17 protein-coding genes are annotated in these 24506 nt (G+C 44.5%); 11 read left to right on the forward strand and 6 right to left on the reverse strand.

Features of this window, described 5'->3' with window-relative positions; translation table 11 throughout:
- Both B147_RS0108460 and B147_RS0108465 read left to right on the forward strand, forming a co-directional pair.
- Nucleotides 1-720: hypothetical protein (locus tag B147_RS0108460; protein ID WP_211216927.1), on the forward strand; the 720-nt coding region annotated here is incomplete at its 5' end.
- Between the two features lie 16 nt (nt 721-736).
- On the forward strand, nt 737-1177 hold the full coding sequence (locus tag B147_RS0108465) for a hypothetical protein (RefSeq protein ID WP_020586776.1): 441 nt from the start codon (nt 737-739) through the stop codon (nt 1175-1177).
- 376 nt (nt 1178-1553) lie between these two features.
- Here B147_RS0108465 and metE read toward each other — a convergent pair whose 3' ends face one another.
- The 4 genes from metE to B147_RS0108490 form a co-directional block, all read right to left on the reverse strand.
- On the reverse strand, nt 1554-3830 hold the full coding sequence (gene metE / locus B147_RS0108470; protein ID WP_020586777.1) for a 5-methyltetrahydropteroyltriglutamate--homocysteine S-methyltransferase: 2277 nt from the start codon (nt 3828-3830) through the stop codon (nt 1554-1556).
- A gap of 342 nt (nt 3831-4172) precedes the next feature.
- On the reverse strand, nt 4173-4790 hold the full coding sequence (ttdB, locus tag B147_RS0108475; RefSeq protein ID WP_020586778.1) for a L(+)-tartrate dehydratase subunit beta: 618 nt from the start codon (nt 4788-4790) through the stop codon (nt 4173-4175).
- Nucleotides 4787-5686 carry a L(+)-tartrate dehydratase subunit alpha gene (gene ttdA, locus B147_RS0108480; RefSeq protein ID WP_020586779.1) on the reverse strand — a complete coding sequence of 300 codons (900 nt, stop codon included), beginning with the start codon at nt 5684-5686 and terminating at the stop codon, nt 4787-4789. The genes ttdB and ttdA overlap by 4 nt, the downstream gene beginning before the upstream one ends.
- Before the next feature lie 643 nt (nt 5687-6329).
- The gene (locus tag B147_RS0108490; protein WP_020586781.1) at nt 6330-7229 is read right to left on the reverse strand and encodes an NAD-dependent epimerase/dehydratase family protein; all 900 of its coding nucleotides are present in this window, start codon (nt 7227-7229) and stop codon (nt 6330-6332) included.
- A 149-nt stretch (nt 7230-7378) separates the two neighbouring features.
- On the opposite strand from B147_RS0108490, the gene B147_RS0108495 reads away from it, so the two are divergent.
- The 7 genes from B147_RS0108495 to B147_RS30205 all read left to right on the forward strand — a co-directional run bounded on the left by B147_RS0108495 (nt 7379) and on the right by B147_RS30205 (nt 19258).
- Complete coding sequence (locus B147_RS0108495; protein ID WP_020586782.1) at nt 7379-7606, forward strand: hypothetical protein; 228 nt, start codon at nt 7379-7381, stop codon at nt 7604-7606.
- 312 nt (nt 7607-7918) lie between these two features.
- Nucleotides 7919-8407: a periplasmic heavy metal sensor gene (locus B147_RS0108500; protein ID WP_020586783.1), complete on the forward strand. Its 489-nt coding sequence runs from the start codon at nt 7919-7921 to the stop codon at nt 8405-8407.
- A gap of 174 nt (nt 8408-8581) precedes the next feature.
- The gene (locus B147_RS0108505; protein ID WP_020586784.1) at nt 8582-11020 is read left to right on the forward strand and encodes a heavy metal translocating P-type ATPase; all 2439 of its coding nucleotides are present in this window, start codon (nt 8582-8584) and stop codon (nt 11018-11020) included.
- A gap of 202 nt (nt 11021-11222) precedes the next feature.
- The gene (locus tag B147_RS33485; RefSeq protein ID WP_083927858.1) at nt 11223-11411 is read left to right on the forward strand and encodes a multicopper oxidase domain-containing protein; all 189 of its coding nucleotides are present in this window, start codon (nt 11223-11225) and stop codon (nt 11409-11411) included.
- Nucleotides 11412-11698: 287 nt separating this feature from the next.
- Nucleotides 11699-13444, forward strand: a complete 1746-nt coding sequence (locus B147_RS0108515) for an ATP-binding protein (RefSeq protein WP_020586786.1) — start codon at nt 11699-11701, stop codon at nt 13442-13444.
- A 2-nt stretch (nt 13445-13446) separates the two neighbouring features.
- Nucleotides 13447-14823, forward strand: coding sequence for a sigma-54-dependent transcriptional regulator (locus tag B147_RS0108520; protein ID WP_020586787.1), 1377 nt, complete (start codon nt 13447-13449; stop codon nt 14821-14823).
- 112 nt (nt 14824-14935) lie between these two features.
- Nucleotides 14936-19258: a PAS domain S-box protein gene (locus tag B147_RS30205; protein WP_083927859.1), complete on the forward strand. Its 4323-nt coding sequence runs from the start codon at nt 14936-14938 to the stop codon at nt 19256-19258.
- 70 nt (nt 19259-19328) lie between these two features.
- On the opposite strand, the gene B147_RS0108530 is transcribed toward B147_RS30205, so the two are convergent.
- A complete protein-coding gene (locus B147_RS0108530; protein WP_020586789.1) occupies nt 19329-20981 on the reverse strand; it encodes a methyl-accepting chemotaxis protein in 1653 nt (550 codons plus the stop codon).
- A 522-nt stretch (nt 20982-21503) separates the two neighbouring features.
- Here B147_RS0108530 and B147_RS0108535 point away from each other — a divergent pair.
- Entirely contained in the window at nt 21504-22193 is a 690-nt protein-coding gene (locus B147_RS0108535; RefSeq protein ID WP_020586790.1) for a type 1 glutamine amidotransferase, read from the forward strand.
- A gap of 90 nt (nt 22194-22283) precedes the next feature.
- On the opposite strand, the gene B147_RS33150 is transcribed toward B147_RS0108535, so the two are convergent.
- The gene (locus B147_RS33150) at nt 22284-22412 is read right to left on the reverse strand and encodes a hypothetical protein (RefSeq protein ID WP_020586791.1); all 129 of its coding nucleotides are present in this window, start codon (nt 22410-22412) and stop codon (nt 22284-22286) included.
- A gap of 429 nt (nt 22413-22841) precedes the next feature.
- Here B147_RS33150 and hcp point away from each other — a divergent pair, with 429 nt between their 5' ends.
- On the forward strand, nt 22842-24485 hold the full coding sequence (hcp, locus tag B147_RS0108550) for a hydroxylamine reductase (protein ID WP_020586793.1): 1644 nt from the start codon (nt 22842-22844) through the stop codon (nt 24483-24485).
- Nucleotides 24486-24506 lie beyond the last annotated feature (21 nt).

The raw sequence follows: 24506 nt of genomic DNA on the forward strand, positions 1-24506 counted from the left end.
AAAAAGATATTCTTTTCATTCTGGACGTTCCACTTCATTACTATGATTACCAATACTTGGGCAACTCAAGCTGAATTAATGGTGGAGCAATCAATGACAATGAAGGGTGAAAAACGAAAAACGCACATTTTCAAAGAGCGAAATCCAAGCTATATTGTCCTGAAGGCGACCATTATTGCGGAAGTGTTTCCTCGGGCCTTTATTTTGATCGGCGATGACGCGGTAAAGCATTTAAATCACTATTTTGCCAATACGGGCAGAAATTATAAAATTGATTTGGAAGGGATGGTCAAAGAGGTACCTTCAGCTAAAAAATTATACGAATTAGAGGTTGCCCAAGCCAAAGCCTATGCTGAGACCCTGCCGGTCGGACGTCATTGGATCACATCCCGGCGGGTTCAGGGCGGTTATAATTCAGAACATGAAAACAAAAACTGGTTTTTTGCAGTGGGCGGCTATTCCGTTTGGGGGAAGGGCCAGGTAATGGTAAAAACAAGTGGAGCGGGCACACAATATGAAATGAATTTCGAATATAAGTTTTTCGATCGATATAACTGGGATGCCGGCAAAAAGGTGAACATTCTGGGTATTGAGATTACAGATGCGTTTATGGGAGAATTTCACAAACAGGGCCTGGCAAGGGAGTATGATGAAATCGGATCTTTTCACCGGCGATTTACATGGAACGCCGGCCAACCAATTCCCTCTAATCAATACTAAAAAAGAGGATTTAAATGTGAGAACCTTCGTTTTTTTAATCTGGGCTGTCCTGGTGGTGGTGGTCGGATGTGGAAACAATACCCCGGCTACGGGCAAGGATTCAAAAGGATTTGATCTTACACTCTGGGAAAAAAAGTTCAGTGTGCAGTTTCCCAAAACGGTGCAGGTGATCGGCGTCAGGACAGAGGCCGGTATGGATGATGCCATTTATTTGAAAATTCGCATATCTTCAGCGGATTGGCCAAAATTTTTACAGACCTCCCCCATTGATCCACGGGATTTGAGTGATGACAAACGATTTTTCCTCGGCCCGGATTGGCAGTGGTGGGATCCTGGGAAACAAACCAGCGTGCCCACCGCCCAAGCCTTCTTGGAAGACGGAAATGTTTTGAATATGGGGTATCGTCAGAACCCGAAAGGCAGTACGGATGTCTACCTGATGTGGTACCAGCGGTAGCTTTCACCGCCACAACTACGGCTGAGGAAAATGTCTAAGATGATCAAATTTATTTTCCCAACGAAGAAACTGCAGAAATAAATATTCCGTAACAGCCTGTCGAGGCGATTGAATCATTCGCTCCGTTTCCGGTACCGCCCTGAAATGTCATAGATCCAAAGCAATCTGGCAATATGGCCGGATTATGGCAAGAGCATTGAGCCTTATAAATAGTATTTGGACGAAAAGTCACCCACCTGCGGCGTTGCTGCACAAAGCTGCCAACTTATAAAATCGGGCCTCACGTACTAAAGTACGCTCCGGTTTCAGCTTTGCTTACGCCTATCATCCATGCAACTTTTCGTCCAAATACAGGTTTTAGATAATAAGTAGTTTTTCAAGCCGTTGCAGCGCTGCGCAGCACTCTGGCCGCTTCAACCAGATTTTTTAAAGCTGCCTTTGTCTCCGGCCAGGCCCGGGTTTTTAATCCGCAGTCCGGGTTTATCCACAGTCGTTCCCTTGGGATGCGTTTGGCCGCTTCCTTCATGTTGGTTACTATGAAATCTACGGTTGGTACATTGGGAGAGTGGATATCATACACCCCCGGACCGATTTCATTGGGATAGGCGGTTTCGTCAAAGGCGTTTAATATCTCCATGTTTGACCGGGATGCCTCAATGGTGATGACGTCGGTATCCATGCGTGTGATGGCGTCAATGATATCGTTGAATTCCGAATAGCACATATGGGTATGAATCTGAGTGTCGTCTTTGACCCCGTTGGCGGTAATCCGGAATGCCCCCACCGCCCAGTTCAAATATTCATCCCACTGCTTTTTACGCAGGGGAAGTCCTTCTCTTAGGGCTGCTTCATCTATCTGGATAATGGAAATACCGGCCTTTTCAAGATCCAGCACCTCATCCCGCATCGCAAGAGCGACCTGGCGGCAGGTGTCGGCCCGGCTTTGGTCGTCCCGGACAAAAGACCAGTTTAAAATGGTTACAGGGCCTGTGAGCATGCCTTTGACCGGTTTGTCAGACAGGGACTGGGCATAAACAATCCACATGACAGTCATGGGTTGGAGTCGGGATACATCGCCGAAAAGGATCGGCGGCTTAACGCAACGGGAGCCGTAGGACTGCACCCAGCCATAGCGGCTGAAGGCAAAGCCGTCCAATTGCTCTCCAAAATACTCCACCATATCGTTTCGTTCGGCTTCGCCATGAACCAGCACATCCAGGCCGGTCTTTTCCTGGAATTGAATGGTGTTTTTGAGTTGGTCCCGGATGGCGGTAGTGTAGTCACCCAGGCCGATCTTCCCTTTTTTGAACTTAAGGCGCAGTGAACGTATCTCCTTGGTTTGGGGAAAGGAACCAATGGTGGTGGTGGGGTAAAGGGGCAAATTGAGTTTTTCTTTATGAAGTTTGGCCCGTTCCAGATAGGGTTGATTGCGTTGTCCCCAAGTGTCATCCACCTGGGCTAAACGGGCCTGGACATCCGGGTTATGGATACGGGTGGATTTTTTGCGGTTTTTCAATGCCTTTGCGTTCTCTTCCAGCTCCGTTTCCACTATTTTCCGGCCCTGGTTTAACGCATTTGCCAGAATATCCAATTCAACCAGTTTCTGCCTGGCAAAGGCCATCCAGCTTAAAAGTTCGGTATCCAGTTCGCTCTCTATTCTTAAGTCCACAGGCACGTGGAGCAAGGAGCAGGATGGGGCCAGCCACAGCCTGTCGCCAAGTTGCTCATGGATAGGTGTCAGTCGATCCAGAAGGGCATTCAAATCCGTTTTCCAGATATTTCTTCCGTCAATTACACCCAGCGATAAGTCCATATGTTCGGGCAGCCGGCCAATCAGATCCGCCACCTGGTCTTTTCCCCGCACCGCATCGACGTGAAGGGCCTGAATCGGCAACGACAACGCCAGACCCAGGTTATCTTCAAGGGAGCCAAAATAGGTAGCCAGCATGATCTTGACAGATCCGCTCCCCAATGCCTGATAGGCTTGTTCTACCATGTGTTTCCAGTCATTATCCAAATCCATGACCAGCAGCGGCTCATCCATCTGTACCCACTCGACATCCTGGGCGGCCAGTAGATTTACAAGCCGGGCATATTCCGGCAGCAGCTTTTTCAGCAGGGTTTTTTTGTTAAAATTTTCTGCCTTGCCTAAAAAAAGATAGGTCACGGGGCCTAGGATAACCGGTTTGGGTCTTACACCTGCCTTTTGTGCTTCTTGTACCTGGTCCAATAGCGATTGCGCATCCAGGCAAAACTCAGTGGATGAATCAAATTCCGGGACAATGTAGTGGTAATTGGTGTCGAACCATTTGGTCATTTCTCCGGCCGGAATCTGGTTGTCTTTTCCATCGCCTGCTGACTGCCCCCGGGCTGTACGGAAATACCGGTCCAATGGTGATCCGCCGGTTTCCCGGGCCCGGTCAGGAATGTTGCCCAGCATCCAGCTGGTATCCAGAACGTGGTCGTAAAATGAGAAGTCGCCTACGGGTACATAATTAAGCCTTTTTTGGCAGCCCCAATTGTTTTTTCGAAGCCGGGCGCCGGTCTCAAGCAGTTCGGTTTGGGACGTTTCTCCCCGCCAGTAAGATTCCAGTGCGTGTTTAAGTTCCCTGTTGTCGCCGATGCGGGGGAACCCTAGGTTGTGGGTCTTCATGTTCTCAATCCTCCTTTTTCAAAGGTTGAAATAATTTTGATTTTTCCTAACCGTTTTGAATCTCTATAAAATATTTTTGATCAAGGTGTTGTTGGAAGAACTATAGAGGAGATTGAAGCATGATGAAAAATGATATATTCTTACATATTCATAAAAATAAGTTATGAATATATGCCCGGTGAGAAATTGTTGGATTTGATGTTTTAATTATTTGTTGAGGCGGATGTATATGTTTGATAGAACTTAGGGGTAAAGGGGCCCGGAAAAAAAATAATGACTTATCCTTTTTGCGTGTCTTTTTTTTCCGAGTCCCTCACCAGTTTTTATAATTATCTTGGATTTTTAATCAAGATAATCCACATGTTTAATGATTTCCGCCACAACTTTATCTTTCTTTTCATTAAACATCGCTTTATTTTTTTCAAAAAGATTATTTCCTTTTGTATCAATGGAAACAATCAACGGGCCAAATTGTTTAACCCGCATAACCCACATTGCTTCGGGCATGCCGAGGTCCAGCCATTCTACAGATTCCACCTCTTCTACCCGGCTTGCGGCCAGAACGGCACATCCGCCGGGGAATACGGTATGAATAGCTTTAGAAGCCACGCAGCCTTCAGCGGTTTTGGGCCCCATACCGCCCTTGCCCACAATCAGTTTAACGCCTGTTGCCTCTAAAAATTCCTTTTCAAGTTTTTCCATGCGCATACTGGTGGTCGGCCCGATGGAAATCACCTCGTACTTGCCGGGCTCATCTTTTTTTTCCTGCATAATAGGTCCGGCATGAAAAATGGCTTTGCCTGCAAGGTCAACGGGCAGGTCTTTGCCTTGGTGGATATGGCGGTGATGAACATCATCCCGGCTGGTGATCAAATATCCATCCAGGAATATGACATCTCCAATGGTAAGGGATTCAAGATCTTCATTTTTTATGGGTGTTGTTAATGTTACTGTGCTCATAGTGTGACTCCTTTATGTGAGATAACTTCATATTCCAGGCTTGAATCAAATTTGATGAGCGCTCTTCTGTGCGCCCAGCATCCGGTTGACAGACCCACGGCTATTGTTGCCGGATGGCGTCCTGCCTGTTCAATATTGACACCCATAACGGAATTTTTGCCGGTAAGTCCGCCAGGACCGATTTCAATGTCGTTGAGTCCTTTCTCGATCATCTTTTCAAGTTCTGCGCCGCGGGCGTTGGGATTTTGTGTTCCTATGGGACGAAGCAGGGCTTTTTTGGAAAGTTTGGCCGCCACCTCTACGGATCCGGCAATGCCGATACCCACCAAAAGCGGGGGACAGGCGTTGATGCCATAAGAGGTGATCTGATCAAATATAAATTTGACCGCACCATCATACCCTTCAAGGGGCATCAGGACCTTTGCGGTGCCGGGCAGGCTGCATCCACCGCCTGCCATGTACATATAGATTTTTACTTCGTCATTATTGGGAACAACCTCCCAGTCAATCCAGGGAATTCTTGTGCCGACATTATTGCCGGTATTTTTTTCATCAAAAATTTCCACGCAGTTATGACGTAAAGGCGATTCTATGGTGGCTTTTTTTACCGCTTCAATCAGGCAGCTTTCAATTTCGTCAATCATTGGGAATTTAGAACCGACCTGCACAAAATACTGAATAACCCCCGTGTCCTGACATGCCGGCCTGTCAAGCTTATGGGCCATGTCCAAGTCATCAAACATGGCATCATAAATAAGTTTTGCCATGGGCGTATCTTCCTGGGTCCTGAGCTCTTTGAGTTTGGCAATGACATCATCGGGAAGATGCTTGCCTGCATAGCCGGTAAACTTGGCCATAACATCAATAAAATGTTCGCGTTGTGTGTTTAGGTCCATTAATCTTATTCTCCTTTGAAGTTAGGGATAGGAACTAAGTAAATAATAGAAACCATACGAGACTTTCGCCTCATCCAAAAAAAAAGCCACGAAGATTTGACGGATGTTTTCCGCCCTTACCTTCGTGGCCTTTTTGATATCATTACCCCAGAAAAACTGATCTAAACACGCTGATTTAAAATAAAACGGTTTCTCTGGTTTTAAACTTTATTTGTCTCTCTTGCCTTCTGGCAAAAAGTAGCCTTGTTTTACCTTTCATGAATACATCCGGATGCGCCTTAATAAGGATAACTCCCGAATGCATATTAGTGCCTTACTCCTGAGTTTCTGTCAAAAAAAAACAAGAAATTGTCAAACTCCTTTCTTCTTGTTTCTAGTTTCCAGTCTCTAGTTTCTGCGGCTCAGCCGCCTTAGATCTATAAAGGTCTTTAAACTGCCTGCCTGGCAGTCTTTCGACAAAAACCTTCAAGCTGCCATAAAAAAAATGAAACTTATTTTTTTAGGATTGTACTACCTTAGGTCTCGTCCGGATGTCAAGCATTAAAAAGCAACCCGGATGATTGTATGTAAGTTGCCTACAGTTTTGGGGTAACTTTGATTGATAAATATTTCATGTGATCCGCCCTAAAAGTGGTAGCGGCACTCAAATTAAAAAACCGGAATCATAATAATCCATTAATCCCTTTTCAAATGAGTACTCGGGCACAAAACCGATTTTTTCTTTTGCCAGGGACATGTCACACTCTGTATGGTTTTGATATTCGCCTTGAAAAGGATTTTCAATATACTCCGGTTTCCTGTTCATGCCCAGAACAAAATTCAGCTGTTCAACGATTCTGTTAAAAGAAGTTGCTGTTCCCGATCCGCAATTGACAATGCAGCTTTCGTTTGCCTTTGATGCAAGTATATTGGCTTTTACAACATCCTTAATATAGATGTAATCTCTTTTTTGATCTCCGAATTTGAAAAGCTTTGGATTTCCTTTTTGCATCTGCTGGGCAAATTGATATACCATTGTGGCCCTTGTTCCTTTATGGTTTTCCCTTGGCCCGAATATATTGCAATATCGAAGTCCGACAATGGTTAGAGATGAATCTTTGGCTGCAAGTTCCATGGAAAAATCATCCAGTAATAATTTTGCCTTGGCATATGGCGTTTGTGGATCAGGCGGGTCGCTTTCGTGGTAAGGGGCCGGGTTGTTGCCATATATTGCTGTTGATGAGGCGTACACAATTTTTTTACATCCATGGGCTATGACATAGTTGAATAAGTGCTTTGATGATTCAAGGTTGGCTCTCATAATTTCTTTTTCATCATTTACTCTTGTGCCGTTGATTGCCGCCTGGTGAAAAAGAACATCAATGTTTCCAATGGCGTCCCAATCTATGCCTATAAAACCCGGATACAGGCATTTGCCCTTGAATCCAGGTATGACCTGTTCAGATTCATGCCCTGTAATAATTACCTCGTGTCCTTGTTCTTGAAGCGCTAAAGTCAAATTGGAACCTACTAATCCGGTTCCGCCGGTTACTAAACATCTCATAATTTGGGCCTAATTTGTTTATGGTTGATAGTTTGTTCTGGTTTTGATTTCCAGGTTCCAAGCCCAATCACGGGCATGGAATCATCGTTGCTGAATGCTTTAATCCTGCATTGTTTTTCTCGACTTCCTGATCTGTCAACGCGCTGACAATGAAGGAAATTGAAAAAAGCCAAAAAAAAAGCCAAAAGCTTTTCATTCGCGTTGATGAAAACCTTCTGGCTTCATATTTGAAGTTTATGATTCTTCCGGGGATTATCCCCGTTATTTCCCGCAAAAAGGAAATAGTGGTTTTAAATTTTCCGACCGTTTCTACGGCAATTAAGTTTACTCCTATAATGAAACAAAAAGAGAAAGTCAAACAAATTCAACCTTCTTAAGCCAGGAAGGCCGGATCTGACTTTTGTCCGTATTGGGAATTTCCAGCTTTTTGGGTTTTTGCCCATTTTTCAAACCCTGAGAAAATCCGACGAAATAGTTTCAGCTTGCCGATAAATCGTTCAATTAAAAGCGACTAATTTTTATCCACTCAGTGGATAAGAATAAACCGGCTGAACTTCCGAGATAAACGCCTAAAAAAGATAAATTCCATTATAACAATATGTTAAATGCTTGGCACGCTAATTGATATACTAAAATATCAAACACGCGAATGCTTGTTTCAATAACCAACTTAAAAAGGAGTTTTAAACATGACTAATTTCTCACTCAAAAAAGTTATTCTTTTCGGGACAATTTTTCTTATCACCGGTTTTACAGCCTATGCATTCGCCCATGGCGAAGGCTACCACATGGGTGGCGGCTATGGTTCCGGTATGATGGGCGGTTACGGCATGATGGGTGACGGCTACCACATGATGGGCGGTTATGGCCATATGTGGAATGATCTCTCCCCTAAAGATCAACAGTTGATGCATGACCAGATGGATAAATTTTTTGCATCGACCCAGGATCTGCGCAAACAGTACTATGAAAAACGTGTTGAACTGAACCAGGAATATGCCAAGTCCGAAAAAGACCAGGCCAGAATTTCAGCACTTGAAAAAGACCTCTTTGATATCTCCTCAAAGATTGAAAAGGCACGCTTTGAGAACATGAATGAAATGCACAAGCTTTTCGAAGGCAGAATCCCTGATGGATATATGATGGGAGCAGGCCGCGGATACGGCGGTTGTTACTAACAGACTGAAACCAAAAGGTGCCGGGTATGCTGTGGGCGTCCCGGCACCTCTTTTACAAAAAAAGCAGGGAGTAAATCATATGTACCTTTTTAACAAAATTTCACTTTGATAGTCGGTTTTTATTTGCTTCACTGACTCATTTGAACAGCGGGATGAAATAAAGGGAGAAAAATAATGTCTTCACAAACCATTACACTGCCGGTTTCCGGGATGAGTTGCGTGAATTGTGCCGCGAATATCGACAAAGCATTGAACAAACTGGATGGCGTTGAGACAGCACATGTGAATTTTGCGGCGGAACAGGCCAGTATTTCGTACGATCCGGCCAGAGTTTCCGTTGCCCGGATCCACAAGGCCATTACCGATTCCGGCTATCACGTGCCTGCTGCGAAAAGAGAATTTCCTGTCTCGGGCATGAGCTGCGCCAATTGTGCCGCCAACATTGAAAAGACTTTGAATACTCAGGTCCCAGGGGTTTTGAACGCCAGTGTAAACTTTGCTTCAGAACGTCTGTCCGTTGAATTCATCCCGTCTGAAATTTCCGTCGAAGATATCGCAGGTAAGGTCGAGAAAATAGGCTATCAGCTGATCCTTGCCGAAGACGATGACCAAGAAGACAGTGAGCAAATCGCCCGGAATGCGGAAATCAGAGACCAGACCATAAAATTTGTCATCGGGCTTATATTTGCACTGCCGTTGTTCACCTTGAGCATGCTCAGAGATTTCAGCCTTGTGGGCCAGTGGAGCCATGCGCTCTGGGTGAACTGGTTATTTCTTTTCCTGGCGACGCCGGTTCAGTTTTATACCGGCCTTGACTATTATACAGGGGCGTTCAAAAGTCTTCGGAACAAAAGCGCCAACATGGATGTCCTCATTGCGCTGGGGTCTTCGGTCGCCTATTTTTATTCCCTTGCCATTCTGGTCCTTCCGGGCCTTGGCGGGCACGTTTATTTTGAAACCTCCGCCGTTATCATTACCCTGATCAAGCTTGGAAAACTGCTTGAAGCCAGAACCAAAGGGAAAACCGGGGGCGCCATCAAAAAATTGATTGGGCTGGTACCGAAAACAGCGGTGATTCTTGATCAGGATAAGGAGAAAGAAATTCCTATTTCACAGGTCAAGGCAGATGATATCGTTATTATCCGCCCCGGCGAACGTATTCCGGTTGACGGAACCGTTATCCAGGGCAAATCCTCCGTGGATGAATCCATGCTCACCGGGGAACCCCTGCCCGTTGATAAGACCACCGGTGATGCGGTTACCGGCGGCACCATAAACGGCCAGGGGCTGATCCGGTTCAAGGCAACCCGGGTCGGCAAAGACACGGCCCTTTCGCATATTATCCGGCTGGTCCAGGAGGCCCAGGGGAGCAAGGCGCCCATCCAGGCCCTGGCCGATAAGGTCGCATCTTTTTTTGTACCGGGTGTCATTGCGATCGCCATTGTCACCTTTTTCATCTGGTGGGGCATGACAGGAGAATTTGTGCCGGCCATGATCCGCATGGTGGCTGTGCTTGTCATTGCCTGTCCATGTGCCCTGGGACTTGCAACACCCACAGCCATTATGGCAGGGACGGGCAAAGGCGCTGAAAACGGAATTTTGTTCAAGCGCAGCGAAGCCCTGGAAAACGCTGCCCGCCTTAAAACCATTGTACTGGACAAAACCGGAACCATTACCATGGGCAAACCGTCCGTGGTGGATATTGTTCCGTTTTTCCCGGATATCACGAAAGAATTTATCCTGGCCCATGCCGCATCCCTGGAAAAAGGGTCTGAACATCCCATTGGCCGGTCGATTTTGGAACACACTGAAAAACTGGAGATGGAACTGACGAATCCGGCCGATTTCGAGGCGGTATCCGGGTTTGGTGTTGTGGCGGATATTAATGGCACGCGTTTTAAATTCGGAAAACCCAAATGGTTTGTGCAGGACGGATATGATGTCCGGGAATCTTTGGGTATCATTTCTTCCCTCCAGGACGAAGGAAAGACCGTAATGCTTCTGGCAGACCCCAAAAATGTTTTGGGCCTTATATCCGTATCCGACACCCTGAAACCCGAATCTGCAACAGCAATTAAAGCCCTGCACAAAGAGAAACTTAAAGTTGTGATGCTGACCGGAGACAACATTCAGACCGCCAAAGCGATTTCCAGGCAGGTGAATGTGGATGAAGTGGTCGCTGAAGTCAAGCCCGAGGAAAAAGCAGAAGAGGTTGCCAAACTGCAGCAGAATAATGAACTGGTCGGAATGGTGGGGGACGGTATCAATGATGCGCCCGCTCTGGCACAGGCCGATATCGGTATGGCCATCGGAACCGGCACGGATGTGGCCATTGAAACAGGAGATGTGATTCTTTCCAGCGGCAGTCTCGAAGGGATCCCCCGGGCCATAAAGATCAGCAGAAAAACCCTTGGAACGATTCGGCAGAATCTCTTTCTGGCCTTTGCCTACAACACCATATTGATTCCGGTGGCGGCCGGGGTTCTGGCTCCCTTTGACATGTTCCCGGAATTTTTAAGACAGCTGCATCCTATTCTGGCGGCTCTGGCTATGGCAGCCAGCAGCATATCTGTTGTCACCAACAGCTTGAGGCTGTATAATGCAAAAATATGATAATGTGTTGCAGCCGGAGAAACGCGTAATGTTTTTCTCCGGCTTTTTTTCCTGGCTAAAAATTATCCATTCGGGTGATTCATTATTAGTCAGTATAATCTGACGAAAGCCTACTAACTCCCAATAATTAAACCGTAACGCTTTGTATTTATTGGTGTAATATCGAACTGCTTAGCGCCCACGGCACATATCCTGCTTTTTAATGCATAGAGAGCCCCTTAATACAAATGGTAATTTTTTGGGCGCGGCCATACGTGTTAAAAACGGGCAGCGATTCAGGATTGGGGTAAACAACACACTGAATCAGACCACCACGCTGCATTGGCATGGTCTACCTTCCGGCCGAATGGGACGGCGGCCCGAGGCAGCCTATCCCTGCCGAAGGATATAGGGTAAACGTGTTGGCATTGGTCTGGTTAGCAGGAAGAAGCATCTGCCTATGGCGATCCATACAACGACACAAGGCCGGCAAAAGCCGGCCTTTGGGAACATGAACTGCCTAAAAACAATCCAGCCCGGTGACTCGATATCAGCCGGATTCTATTTTGATTTTATTGATGAAAGATGTAAAAATATCAACATTAACTTCAGTCCAAAAAAATGTTGAAGTTTTTATATCGTAGTCGCAGGAAAGAAGGGTATTCGTCTAAATCGGCAACCTAAACCTAAGAAGACGTTATGAATAAATTTAAACTCACAACTGAGATTCCACCTCTGATACTCATTGGAACAATCATTGTTCTTTTTCCGATTTTTACATTTATGACGATTGATCGGATCAATAGACAAAAAAACCAGAATATTCGGCTGTTGTTTGAAAAAAGCACGGCATTAATCAGAGCATTTGAGGCAGGGACCTACACCGGCATGATGAATATGCAATGGTCCACCGTCGCAATGGAAAACCTGCTGTCGGAAACTGCCACTCTGCCTGATATTGTATACCTGTTTATTGTCGATCAAGACGGGAAAATACTGGTCCACAGTCAGAAAGAAAAAATTGGAGGCAATTATGGCCGGGATTTGGATCTTAAAGCCGTAATCGCTGAAAATAAAACCGGATGGCGTATTATTGAAGATCAAAAAAAGCATAAGGTATTTGAAGTGCATAAAAAATTTTCTCCAATAAACACCGGCAGATTAAAAGGTTCAAATCCAATGATGTCAATGCATGGAAGAATGCATGGCAATATGTTCAAACACATTGATTCATATGAGGATACCATAATATTTGTCGGTCTTGATATGGCGTTGATTTCAAGTGCAGATAGAAATGACACCCAGCATGCCATAATGATGGGCGTTATCTTGGCATTAATCGGACTGACCGGATTTTTATTGGTGTTTATCGTTCAACGATATGGCCAGACCAGATCAACGCTTTCACGTATACAAATTTTCTCTGACAACCTTGTAGAAAATATGCCCATAGGGTTGGTTGCAGCCGATCATAACAACCAGGTTATTTCAATCAATCCCACCGCATTCACAATTTTGAATATTCCAACGGATATAAATACAAAGCGTATTGGGGCATTGCTCCCCAATGAAGTAAAAAATTTGTTAGAGACGGTCCCTGGTAAAAAAAGTTTGATTGAAAAAGAAGTCACGCTCAAAAAAGACGGCAACCCGGAAATTACGCTGGACGCACTTGTCAGTCCGTTATTTGACAAGGAGGGGAACTCTCTGGGCACACTCCTGATCCTGAGAGACAAAACAGAACTTCACCGGCTGAGAACTGAAATGGAGCAAAATAAGCGGTTGGCAGCAATCGGTCGACTGGCCGCCGGCGTGGCACATGAAATACGGAATCCATTAAGTTCATTAAAGGGGTATGCGACCTTTTTTAAAGAAATTTTTGATCGTGACTCTGAAAATTTTACGATAGCCGATACAATGACCAAAGAGGTAGACAGGCTTAATCGCGTTGTCGGCGAACTCGTTGAGCTTGCCAAACCCATTGCCGTTTCAGGAAATCCTGTTGATTTGGAGGCGCTTATTTCAGAATGCCTGCAGTTGATTGCATATGAACCTAATGCAGAACACATTGAGATAAAAACAGACATCGAACCCGGTTTGCCCCGGATCCATGCAGACGGAGACCGGCTGAAACAGGTGTTGCTGAACCTTTGTCTCAATGCTTTACAGGCAATGGAAAACTCAGGGATATTGACGCTAAAAATGTATAATGATGATTCTGATGAAAATATTGTCATTGAAGTCTCTGATACGGGATGCGGAATAAACCAGGAAGATCTTTCTGATATATTTGAACCTTATTTTACGACAAAATTATCGGGTACAGGCCTTGGGTTGGCCATCGTGCATAATATTGTAAAAGCGCATAAGGGTCGGATAGAGACGGTGAGCAATCCGGGTAGCGGCACTGTGTTTAAAATTTTTCTACCTAAGAGGATAGCCTGAGTATGATGAAAAATAAAAGTACAATTTTGGTTGTTGATGATGATCGGACACATCGTGATATGCTCAAGACGTTATTGACAAAATGGGGGTATTTCATTGAGGAGGCAGATGACGGACAAGTTGCCATAGATATGGTCGAAACAAAACCCTACGACCTTATTCTCATGGACATTAAGATGATAAAAGTATCCGGACTTGTTGCCCTGTCTGAAATAAAAAAAATCAATCCAGCCATACCTGTAATCATCATGACGGCTTTTTCTTCTGTTCAGACAGCGGTTGATGCGTTAAAAAAAGGCGCTTACGATTATCTGACCAAGCCGTTTGATTTTGATAAACTGAAACTGACAATTCAACGCGCTCTTGAACATACCCAGCTGAAAAAAGAAAACATACAGCTAAAGGAAAGCCTTGGAAAAAATTTTGACTGCAGCAATATAATCGGTAAGCATGAATCCATGCAGAAACTGATTCAGACCATCTCCCAGGTGGCCCGGACCGATGCCACTGTGTTGATAAATGGTGAATCCGGCACTGGGAAAGAACTTATTGCCGGGGCGATCCATTACAACAGCCATAGAAAAGAAGGACCTTTTATCAAAATCAATTGCGCGGCCATTACCGAGACACTATTGGAATCAGAGTTGTTCGGCCATGAAAAGGGCGCTTTTACCGGTGCGACCCGCCGTAAAGAGGGAAAATTTCAACTGGCAAATAACGGAAGTATTTTTTTAGATGAAATCAGCGAAACATCTATGTCCATGCAGGTAAAACTGCTTCGGGCACTGCAGGAAAGGGAAATTACTCCGGTGGGCGGAGAGAAGCCGATCAAGGTTGACACAAGGATCATTGCCGCGACCAATAAGAATCTTGTTAATTTGATCGCCAGTGAAGATTTTAGAGAGGATCTGTATTACCGCTTGAATGTCATTAATCTCAGGGTTCCCCCTTTAAGGGAAAGAACGGGTGATATACAGCTTCTGGCACAACATTTTTTAAAAGTTTATTGTGAAAAAAATAACCGCTCAATTAAAGGATTCACACCGGATGGCATAAATAAATTGATGCATTACAGCTGGCCTGGAAATGTCCGGGAGCTGATGAATACGATTGAAAGAAGTGTGATTCTTTCAGCACAGGATTATCTGGGGGGCGATGAGATTCAAATCGAAGACAAACAAGTTGACGCTTTGGGAACGACAGATAAAGGGGAGGGGATGATCGAATTGGGAAATAAGCCTCTGCATGAGATCGAAAAGATCGCTATATTAAACATGCTGGATAGAACTGAAAATAATAAAAGCGAAACAGCCAGACGTTTAGGTATCGCCAGAAGAACCCTTCATCTTAAACTTAAAGAATACGGCGTCATGGATTAATGGAAAGATACAATTCAAGTTCTATGAATTAATAAGTGGTTTTTTTGAACTTAGCATCCCTGTGCAAAAGTCAGCTTTTTCGTCTTTTATCATCTAATGGGAGATTGTAATTATGCCAAATAGCTCTTCAATATCAGATACAGAAAAATTATTAGCCGAATACAAACGTATTGAAAAAGAGCAATTAATGATTCTGGATGCACTTCAGTCTGTGAATGAGATCGACGATTTGGATGAGTTGATTTATGCCATTCTAACTTGGATGAAAAAATGGTCCGGATGTGAAGCTGTTGGAATCAGGCTTCAAGAAGGCGATGATTTTCCTTATTATATCACATCCGGTTTCCCGGAGCAGTTCGTTAAACTTGAAAAGCACCTGTGCTCCTACGATAAAGACGGATCTTTAATGAGAGACGATGACGGTAATCCCATGATCGAGTGCATGTGCGGAAATGTTATACGTGGGAGATTTGATCCATCCAAAAATTTTTTCACGTCTGATGGCAGTTTCTGGAGCAATTGTACAACCAAATTACTGTCCGAAACTACGGACGCGGACCGTCAGGCCCGCACCCGCAATCGGTGCAACGGCTTCGGGTACGAATCAGTGGCTTTAATCCCGCTACGTACAGCTGGAGAAACCTTTGGTCTGATGCAGTTCAATGATCACGGGGAAGGAAAGTTTTCTGCCGGAAATATTGCCACATATCGACGTGTCGCCGACCATGTGGCGTCTTCTTTGGCAAAACTAAAAGCTGTGGCATCCCTTAAAAAGAGTGAAGAACAATTGAAGGCGATTGTGGAGAACACTCAGGATGCCATAGGCGTTTCCCAAAACAGCCATCATCTTTTTGTAAATACAGCGTATGTAAATTTATTCGGTTACAGGCAACCGGAAGAACTGATTAGGAAACCAATCCTTGAACTCATCGGGGAACAGGAGAGAGACAGGGTTAAAGACTTTATGATTGCAAGAGAAAACGGGGGGCATGTCAATAATTGTTATCAGACAAAGGGACTGAAACAGGACGGGACCGAGTTTGATATGGAGGTGACCGTATCCCGTTATGGTGCCGCTAATGATCGGAAAAACCTGGTCATTCTCCGGGATATCACGGAACGTATTAAGACCGAAGAAAAAATGCGTCGGCAGAAATATTTTTTAGAAAAAGCACAAGAGATTGGAAAAATCGGAACTTGGGAATTGGATATCGAGAGCAATACCCTTGTGTGGACCGATGAAAACTATAAAATTTTTGGTGTTCCGAGAGAAACAGATTTGACCTATGAACGGTTTTTGGATTGTATCCATCCCGATGATTTGGAATATGTGGACAATGCTTGGAGGGCCGCCGTCTCCGGCAAGCCTTACGATATTGAACATCGCATAAACGCCAATGGAACCGTCAAGTGGGTACGGGAAAAAGCAAAGCTTGAATTTGACAGTAAGGGAAAATGTATCCGCGGTATCGGTGTGACCCAGGATATTACACAAAAGAAACAGAAAGAAAAAATTCAATCGGTGAAACTCCGTCTGGCTGACTATGCATCTTCCCACACTTCACGGGAACTGCTTCAAAAATTTCTGGATGAAGCAGAATCTTTGGCAGAAAGTGAAATCGGTTTTTATCACTTGATTGATGAGAATCAAAAAACATTAAGTCTACAGGCATGGTCCACCAATACACTCAAAAATATGTGTACGGAATATGTGAAGGAGGAACATTATCCGATCGCAGAGGCGGGGGTATGGGGGGACAGTTTCAGAAAGCGGAAACCACTTGTTTATAACGACTATCAAACGCTGCCCCATAAAGCGGGACTGCCGGAGGGGCATGCACCGGTCATTCGCCTTTTGACTGTTCCGGTTTTAAGGGGGGGAAATGTAGTCGCCATACTGGGGGTGGGAAACAAGAGAACGAATTATACCGGACAGGACATTGAAATTGTAAAGGAAGTGGCTGACATATCCTGGGAAGCCATTAGCTTAAAAAAATCGAATGAGACGCTACAGGAGAGCGAACAACGATTTCGCACACTGTTTGAACAAGCCCCTATCGGAATTGATTTGGTTTCCCCAGAGGGAATACCCACCCATGTCAACAAGGCTCTGGTTGATCTGTTGGGGTATTCAGAAGATGAATTATGTGCAAATCAGTTCATAACCTGGACCCACCCGGAGGATATTAATAACAGCCTTGAATCGGTTCGTCAGGTGAGAGAGGGGCACACAGATCATGTGACTGTAGAGAAACGGTATCTGAATAAAAAAGGAGGTACCATCTGGGCGCGTACAGAGGTTGCCGGGGTGCGAAAACCGTCCGGAGAGCTCGATTACTTTATTGCAATGGTCCAGGACATAACGAAACGGAAATTTACCGAAAACGCACTAAAAGTTAGCGAAGAACGGTTTAAATTTTTATCGGAAGCTACCGTTGAAGGCATTTATATACACGATAACGGTGTGGTTCTTGATGCCAACGAGTCATTTGCAAAAATACTCGGTTATGATTCAGCTAATGAAATCATCGGTGCCCAGATAATGGCTAAACATCTTACCTCCGAGAGTTTGAAAAAGGCACAAACATATATCGCTTCCGACTATGAGGGCGCATATGAAGTAGTTGGGATTAAATGTAACGGAACCCGGTTTCCTGTTGAATTTATATCGAGAAACATAGAGTACAGAGGCAAACTGGCCAGAGTCGTTGCGGTAAGAGATATAACAGAGCATAAAGCTGCTGAAAAACTATTAACTTGGAATGTTAAAAGGAACGAAATCCTGTCCGAGACAGCGGCTCGCCTTCTTCAGAGCGGTAACCCGAAAAGTCTGATCAATGATTTGTGCAAAACAGTGATGGCATTTCTTGATTGTCAGGTCTTTTTTAATTTTATGGAAGATCCCGATGCAGGTAAGCTTCACTTAAATGCATGTGCCGGTATTTCTGACGAAAAACGTTCCGAAATTGAGTGGATCGAGCACGGTACTACTGTGTGCGGGACTGTTGCTCAAACCGGCCGGTGCATGATCTGTGAGAACATTTCAAATAGTTCTGATCCGGTGACTGCATTGATCAAATCCTTTGATATTCAAGCGTATTGTTGCCACCCTTTGGTGATTGAAGAACGCTTGCTCGGCACGTTGTCATTTGGGAAACGGTCGAATTCAAGCTTTCTGCCTGAAGAGATAGAGATGATGAAATCCATAGCCAACCTTGTGGCTGTTGCTGTCAACCGAATCAAACATGAAAAAGAAAAAATTAATCTGGAAGCCCAGCTGAGAGAGGCCCAGAAGGTAGAGGCCATAGGACGGTTGGCCGGAGGTGTTGCGCATGATTTGAACAACATGCTCTGTCCGATTCTCAATTATGCCGAGATGCTGACCGAAGAGTTAAGAGTAGGAGATGAGCGTCGGGAGCAGGCTTTGGAAATCGCTAACGCCGGTGCCAGGGCCCGGGATTTGGTGAGGCAGTTGCTGGCATTTTCACGCAAGCAGGTCATCACACTCAAACCAACCGATATAAACCAAGTTGTCAGAGGAATCGAAAAACTCCTTTTGCGTACCATACCGGAAGATATCAAATTTAAGAAAAATCTTTCCAGGGAGATACGCCCGGTATTGGCCGATATTGGGCAGATTGAACAAATTTTGATGAATCTGACGGTAAATTCCGCAGACGCCATGCCGGACGGCGGGTTTTTGGCCATCGAAACCGGATTATCCAGCCTGGATGAAGAATATGCCAGGACGCATCCGGATGTCCGTCCAGGTCTTTATGCCATGCTGTCCGTCAGCGATACCGGTTCGGGTATGGATGATGCCACACTTGCGCATATCTTTGAACCGTTTTTTTCAACCAAGGGAGAGCGGGGGACCGGTCTTGGTCTGGCCACAGTTTACGGAATCGTCAAACAGCATAGCGGAAATATCTGGGTGTACAGCGAACCGGAGATGGGAACGACCTTTAAAATATATTTTCCGATAGCCATGGAAATGCCGGATAAAAAGGAACCCGTTCAAAAAACAAAATATAGCCAAAAAGGGGAAGAGACCATATTACTCGTCGAGGATAACGAACAGGTACGTCATCTGGGTCGGACCATACTTCAGCGGCAGGGGTACAGAGTGCTTGAAGCGGGAAATGGTGATGACGCTTTAGACATCATGACCACTCATGACGACGTGATACATCTTTTGCTTACCGATGTTGTCATGCCGGGTATGAACGGCAAGGAACTTTACGAAAAAGCCGTTCAAAAATATAAAGATCTGAAAGTGCTTTTCATGTCCGGTTATACCGACGATATCATTGCACACCGCGGCGTGCTTAGTGACGGTATCCAACTAATACAGAAGCCATTTTCCGTTAATGGTTTGGCGGCCAAGGTAAGAGAAGTACTGGATAATAATACAGCTGCCCAAAGCCAACATTGAATGGGCGTTGACTTTTTTTGTTATTGATTCCTGTCAAGGATAGGGACTATATCAACAAAGCGGTTAGTTCTTAATCAATTTTAAAACGGGCGGCAGAATCATGGAGCCGGGTGGACATTTTCAAGAGCTCCTCACTGGAACGATGGGTCTCAGCGGCATTCTCCGACGCCTCTTTTGTCCCTGAATCCACGCCCTGAATATCTTCTTTGATATCTTTACTGTATTGCAGAATTCCGGCAATCCCATTTGAAACTGAACTGGTTGCTGTGGCTGCCTCAGAAATATTTTTGGAGATTTCTTTGGTCACAGCGCTTTGTTCTTCAACGGAGGAAGCAATGAGCTGGGAAATCGAAGAAATTTCCTGAACCACGTCTTTTATTTTGCTGACAGATGAAATCGTTCCCCCGGCGGCTTCCTGCATGGCTGTAATTTTGGCTTTGATATCCTTTGTTGCTTTTGAACTTTGCAGGGCCAGTTCTTTGACTTCCCCTGCCACAACAGCGAATCCTTTTCCGGCTTCTCCGGCTCTGGCCGCCTCTATTGTTGCATTTAACGCCAGTAAATTGGTCTGCTCTGCGATGTCCTGTATCGCTTCGATTACCTGGTCGATTTCTTTTGCTGTTTTTTCCAGAAGAACAATTTGTTTACTGCCGGCCTCGGTTTGTTTCTGCGCTGTATCCGCGATATGGGCGGCATTCTCTGCATTCTGGGCAATATCTTTGATACTGACAGACATTTGTTCCGTGGCCGCAGAAACCGTATTGTTCGTCATCGCCATTTCTTCACTTGTCGCAGCCATGTGCTCCATGTTGCCCGTCACCTCTTCCATGGCTGCGGCTACCCGGGCGGAACGGGTTTCCATCTGTTCGGCTGAAACCGCCATTTGGGAAGAAAATTTGGATAAACTTTCAGACGCTGCAGCCAGACTTTTTGCATCTATATTGATATCTGCCACCATTTCGTGGATTTTATCGGCAAACCGATTGAACCATTGTGCTGTCATACCTATTTCATCATTACGCGTCACTTTAATTCGCTTTGTCAGATCTCCTTCGCCCTGTGCTATATCTTTAAGTATCTTGCCCAAATTTGTCACTGAACCCATAATTTTAAAGGTAACAATACCTGAAATCAGTATAATGACACCAAGAAATAAAATGCCTGTTGTTTGAATAAGCATCAGTGATTTTATTTTGCTTTCCGACTGTTGCTGCATCATAACAACCGCTTTATTCATTTCTCCAAGCAGCCGGATATTGTTCTTGAGGACCCAGTCAAAATGAGTCCCGTCATCCTTGTCATCAAGCACGACCTGCATATGCATCAAAAATTCTTTCCAAATAGATTTGACTTTTCCAAGTTGGCTGAATGCCGGTTCTTTTGCAATGGGACAGTTCCTGAAATCCGTATCTTGCAAATTTAATGTCAATGGTGCTTTCCCGGAATCTTTCAACGCATCCAAAGTCATTCCAAAGACGTTCATGGTATTGAAGGTCGCTTTTTTTAATGCTTGAACATCGCCTTCCCCCGTGGCCTGAGTCATTTTGTAGAACAGGATTTCTTTGGTCATCTTCTGGCTGAGCATCCGTTGCCGTCCTGCGAGGTTGATTACAAGCCCGTCATTCCTTTGGCTGTCGGTAATCCACCAGGTCGCGGCAAATAAAAAAACACAGATCATAAAAATAGTGACCAACATGATTCCCATTTTTTGACGGATCTTCATTGCGACACCTCATGACGAAATTACAAATTTAATTCGTGTTTGAACGGAAATTCACCCATCTTGCGTTGTTTTTACTCAAATAGAGAACTTAAGAGACTTATTCGCGCCGAATTTTTATTTATACAGAATGAACAATAGGCTGATTTTCTTATTTATAGTAAGAACAATGCTTATTTATAAATAATAAACTTTACAATTGAAGTTTGTCAATGTATTTGCAGTTGTATTATAGACGCAACGGTAACCCTGTTTGTTTCTCATACCTTATACCGGGACCCGGTTATCTTGTACCTATCTAAAAAACTGGCCATGTCCAGCAGACAGATGCCCTTTTTGAAAAATCACGATAGATTAAGGTCTCTCTTTAAAAAAAGCTAAAACTTGATCTATGTCAATGAAGAACTCCGATCTCTTTGATAAGAAAGATTAAAGATGATACTTAAAGAGAGGACCATAAATGACGGTCATTCCCCTGCCAAAAAATAGAGAGATTTCATAACGTTGAGAGAAAGGAACAAATCTATGAAAATTCATTATCTGCAACATGTCCCATTTGAAGATCTTGGTATGATGGCACCGGTATTAATGACAGGCGGCCATCAGTTAACAAACACACAATTTTTTAAATCCTGCACACTCCCGTCAATTAACGATTTTGACTGCTTGATCGTTATGGGCGGTCCCATGGGGGTGAATGATGAGTCTTCCTTTCCCTGGCTTCACGAAGAAAAAAAATTAATTGAGCAGGCTGTCAGGCACAAAAAAAATATCCTGGGAATCTGCCTGGGAGCCCAATTGATTGCACAGGTGATGGGAGCTGATGTCCATAAAAATAAATATAGAGAAATCGGGTGGTTTGACATAGAAACCGACAGAGCGATCAATGATACTGTTCTGGCCGGCGTTTTCCCCCAGCAAGCCCGTGTTTTCCATTGGCATGGGGATACTTTTGATATCCCAAAAGGGGCCGTACACATTGCAAAAAGCGAAGCCTGTCTAAACCAAGGCTTTATTTTCGACGATCATATTATTGGATTTCAATTCCATCTGGAATCTACACAGCAGACTGTTGAAAATCTGGTTCTGAATTGTAAAGACGAAATTGACGGATCAAAATACGTTCAATCGGAAACAGAAATTTTATCAATGGAGAGTAATTTTTCACACATCAATAACATCATGCATGGTGTTTTGGATTCATTAATTCAGTAAACCCCACGGAGTAATGGCGGACACAAAAATGCGGATCATCGTCACCATTGCGCCGCCAATCTGATGAAATAGCCCGGCGGGAAAAATAAATTACTGTGGAAAAACGGCTTGAAGAATCTCCCGGGGGATGTCGTTTTCGCCCAGCAGGGTGGAAAATCTTTGGCCTGCCCGGCTGTTCTTTTTGTAATAACGGAACTTTTGATATTTCTTTTTCAGCATCCCAAGCCCATTCCATAATTCTCCTTTCAGGGAAAACCTTTGCAACATAACAGATATGTGACCTTCCGTTCAGATCTTTTAAAAAAATATACCCGAAAAGACTGTAAGATCCTTGACCCAGATCAAGAAAACACAATTATTTTCTTTAAAATGCAGCTTTTTGTCACGATTTCGTTGATATTAGGAATGTAGCAACCGTTTAAAGTATCGACTCAGAGATATTCCTAATTCCTTTAATTTTAAACTGTTATGTGTTAAGTATAGTCAATGCATCACCCCGACTTTTATCGCACCAGTGTTTATTTTTACACGTTTCTTTGTAACTTGATCCAGATCAAGGTTTTTATTCTTCTTTAAGCGTATGGTGTGTCTGTAAACGCAAGGAAAGGCGTCATTCAGCAATAAATCTATAAATAAGGAGGCTTTTACATGTTTTGTTTTCAATGTCAGGAAACCGCTAAAAATCAGGGATGTACCATTAACGGGATGTGCGGCAAAAAAGGGAGCACAGCAACCCTTCAGGATCTTTTGATTTATAATTTAAAAGGGATTGCAGTCCTTGCACAGGCAGCAAAAGCCGCAGGGGTTGAGGTTCCGGCATCTAACGGTAGGTTTATTGCCGAAGGGCTGTTTACGACAGTTACAAATGTCAATTTTAATGATGAAGACCTTATCGCCTGGATCAATCGCGCCCAGGCCGTTAAAAAGACATTGCGTGACAGTGTAAAAGATAAGGTGGGGTCGGATCTTCACGATTGTGCGACCTGGTTTTCGGATGATACGTCGGCATTTGCAGCCAAGGCAGAAGTCGTTGGTGTACTTTCAACTGAAAATGAAGATGTCAGATCTCTTCGGGAGCTTCTGGTTATCGGCCTGAAAGGTATTTGTGCATATGCGGATCATGCCGCTGTCCTTGGTGTTACCAAAGATGAAATCTGGAATTTTTTGTATGAGGCATTAACCTCTACCACCCAGGACCTGAGTGTTGATGAAATGGTCGCCATGGTTATGAAAGCCGGTGAAACAGCCGTGACAACAATGGCGGCTCTGGACCAGGCCAATACCCAGGCCTATGGAAATCCGGAGATAACAGAAGTCAACATCGGTGTGGGAACAAATCCCGGAATCCTGATTTCCGGCCACGACCTGAAAGACATGGAAGAATTGCTGGAACAGACAAAAGGCACGGGCGTTGATGTGTATACCCACGGCGAAATGCTGCCGGCAAATTATTATCCTGCATTTAAAAAATACGATAACCTCAAAGGTAATTACGGCGGGTCCTGGTGGCATCAGAATGAAGATTTTGAAACATTTAACGGTCCCATCCTGATGACAACAAACTGCATTATCCCCATTAAAAAAAAGAATACATATCAGGATAAGCTCTTTACGACCGGGGTTGTCTCCTATCCAGGCACAACCCATATTCCGGACAGAACCAATGGCGGTACTAAAGATTTTTCAAAGATTGTGGCGCTGGCAAAAACCTGTCAACCGCCCACTGAAATAGAAACCGGTACGATCGTTGGCGGATTTGCACATAATCAGGTACTGGCCCTGGCCGATAAGGTGGTTGAGGCAATTAAATCAGGTGCCATCAAACGCTTCATTGTCATGGCCGGATGCGATGGCCGCCAGAAGGACAGAAACTATTTTACCGAAGTCGCTGAAAAATTGCCCAAAGATACCGTGATCCTCACCGCCGGGTGTGCGAAATACAGGTATAATAAACTCAATTTGGGCGATATCGGAGGGATTCCACGGGTACTAGACGCAGGACAGTGCAACGACTCGTACTCACTGGCTGTGATCGCCATGAAACTGCGGGATGCATTCGGGCTGGATCACATTAACGATCTTCCCATCTCCTTTGATATCGGTTGGTATGAACAAAAAGCGGTTGCGGTTCTGCTGGCATTGCTTCATCTGGGCGTGAAGGGTATCCGCTTAGGTCCCACGCTGCCCGCTTTTGTTTCACCCACAGTGTTGAATGTCCTGGTTGAAAATTTTGACATCAAAGCCATCGGCGAAGTTGATGCTGATATTGCAGCCATGATGGCAGGCAATTAGTCTATCATTTATAAGCAATAA

This window comes from Desulfobacter curvatus DSM 3379 (genome assembly GCF_000373985.1).
Lineage (GTDB): Bacteria > Desulfobacterota > Desulfobacteria > Desulfobacterales > Desulfobacteraceae > Desulfobacter > Desulfobacter curvatus.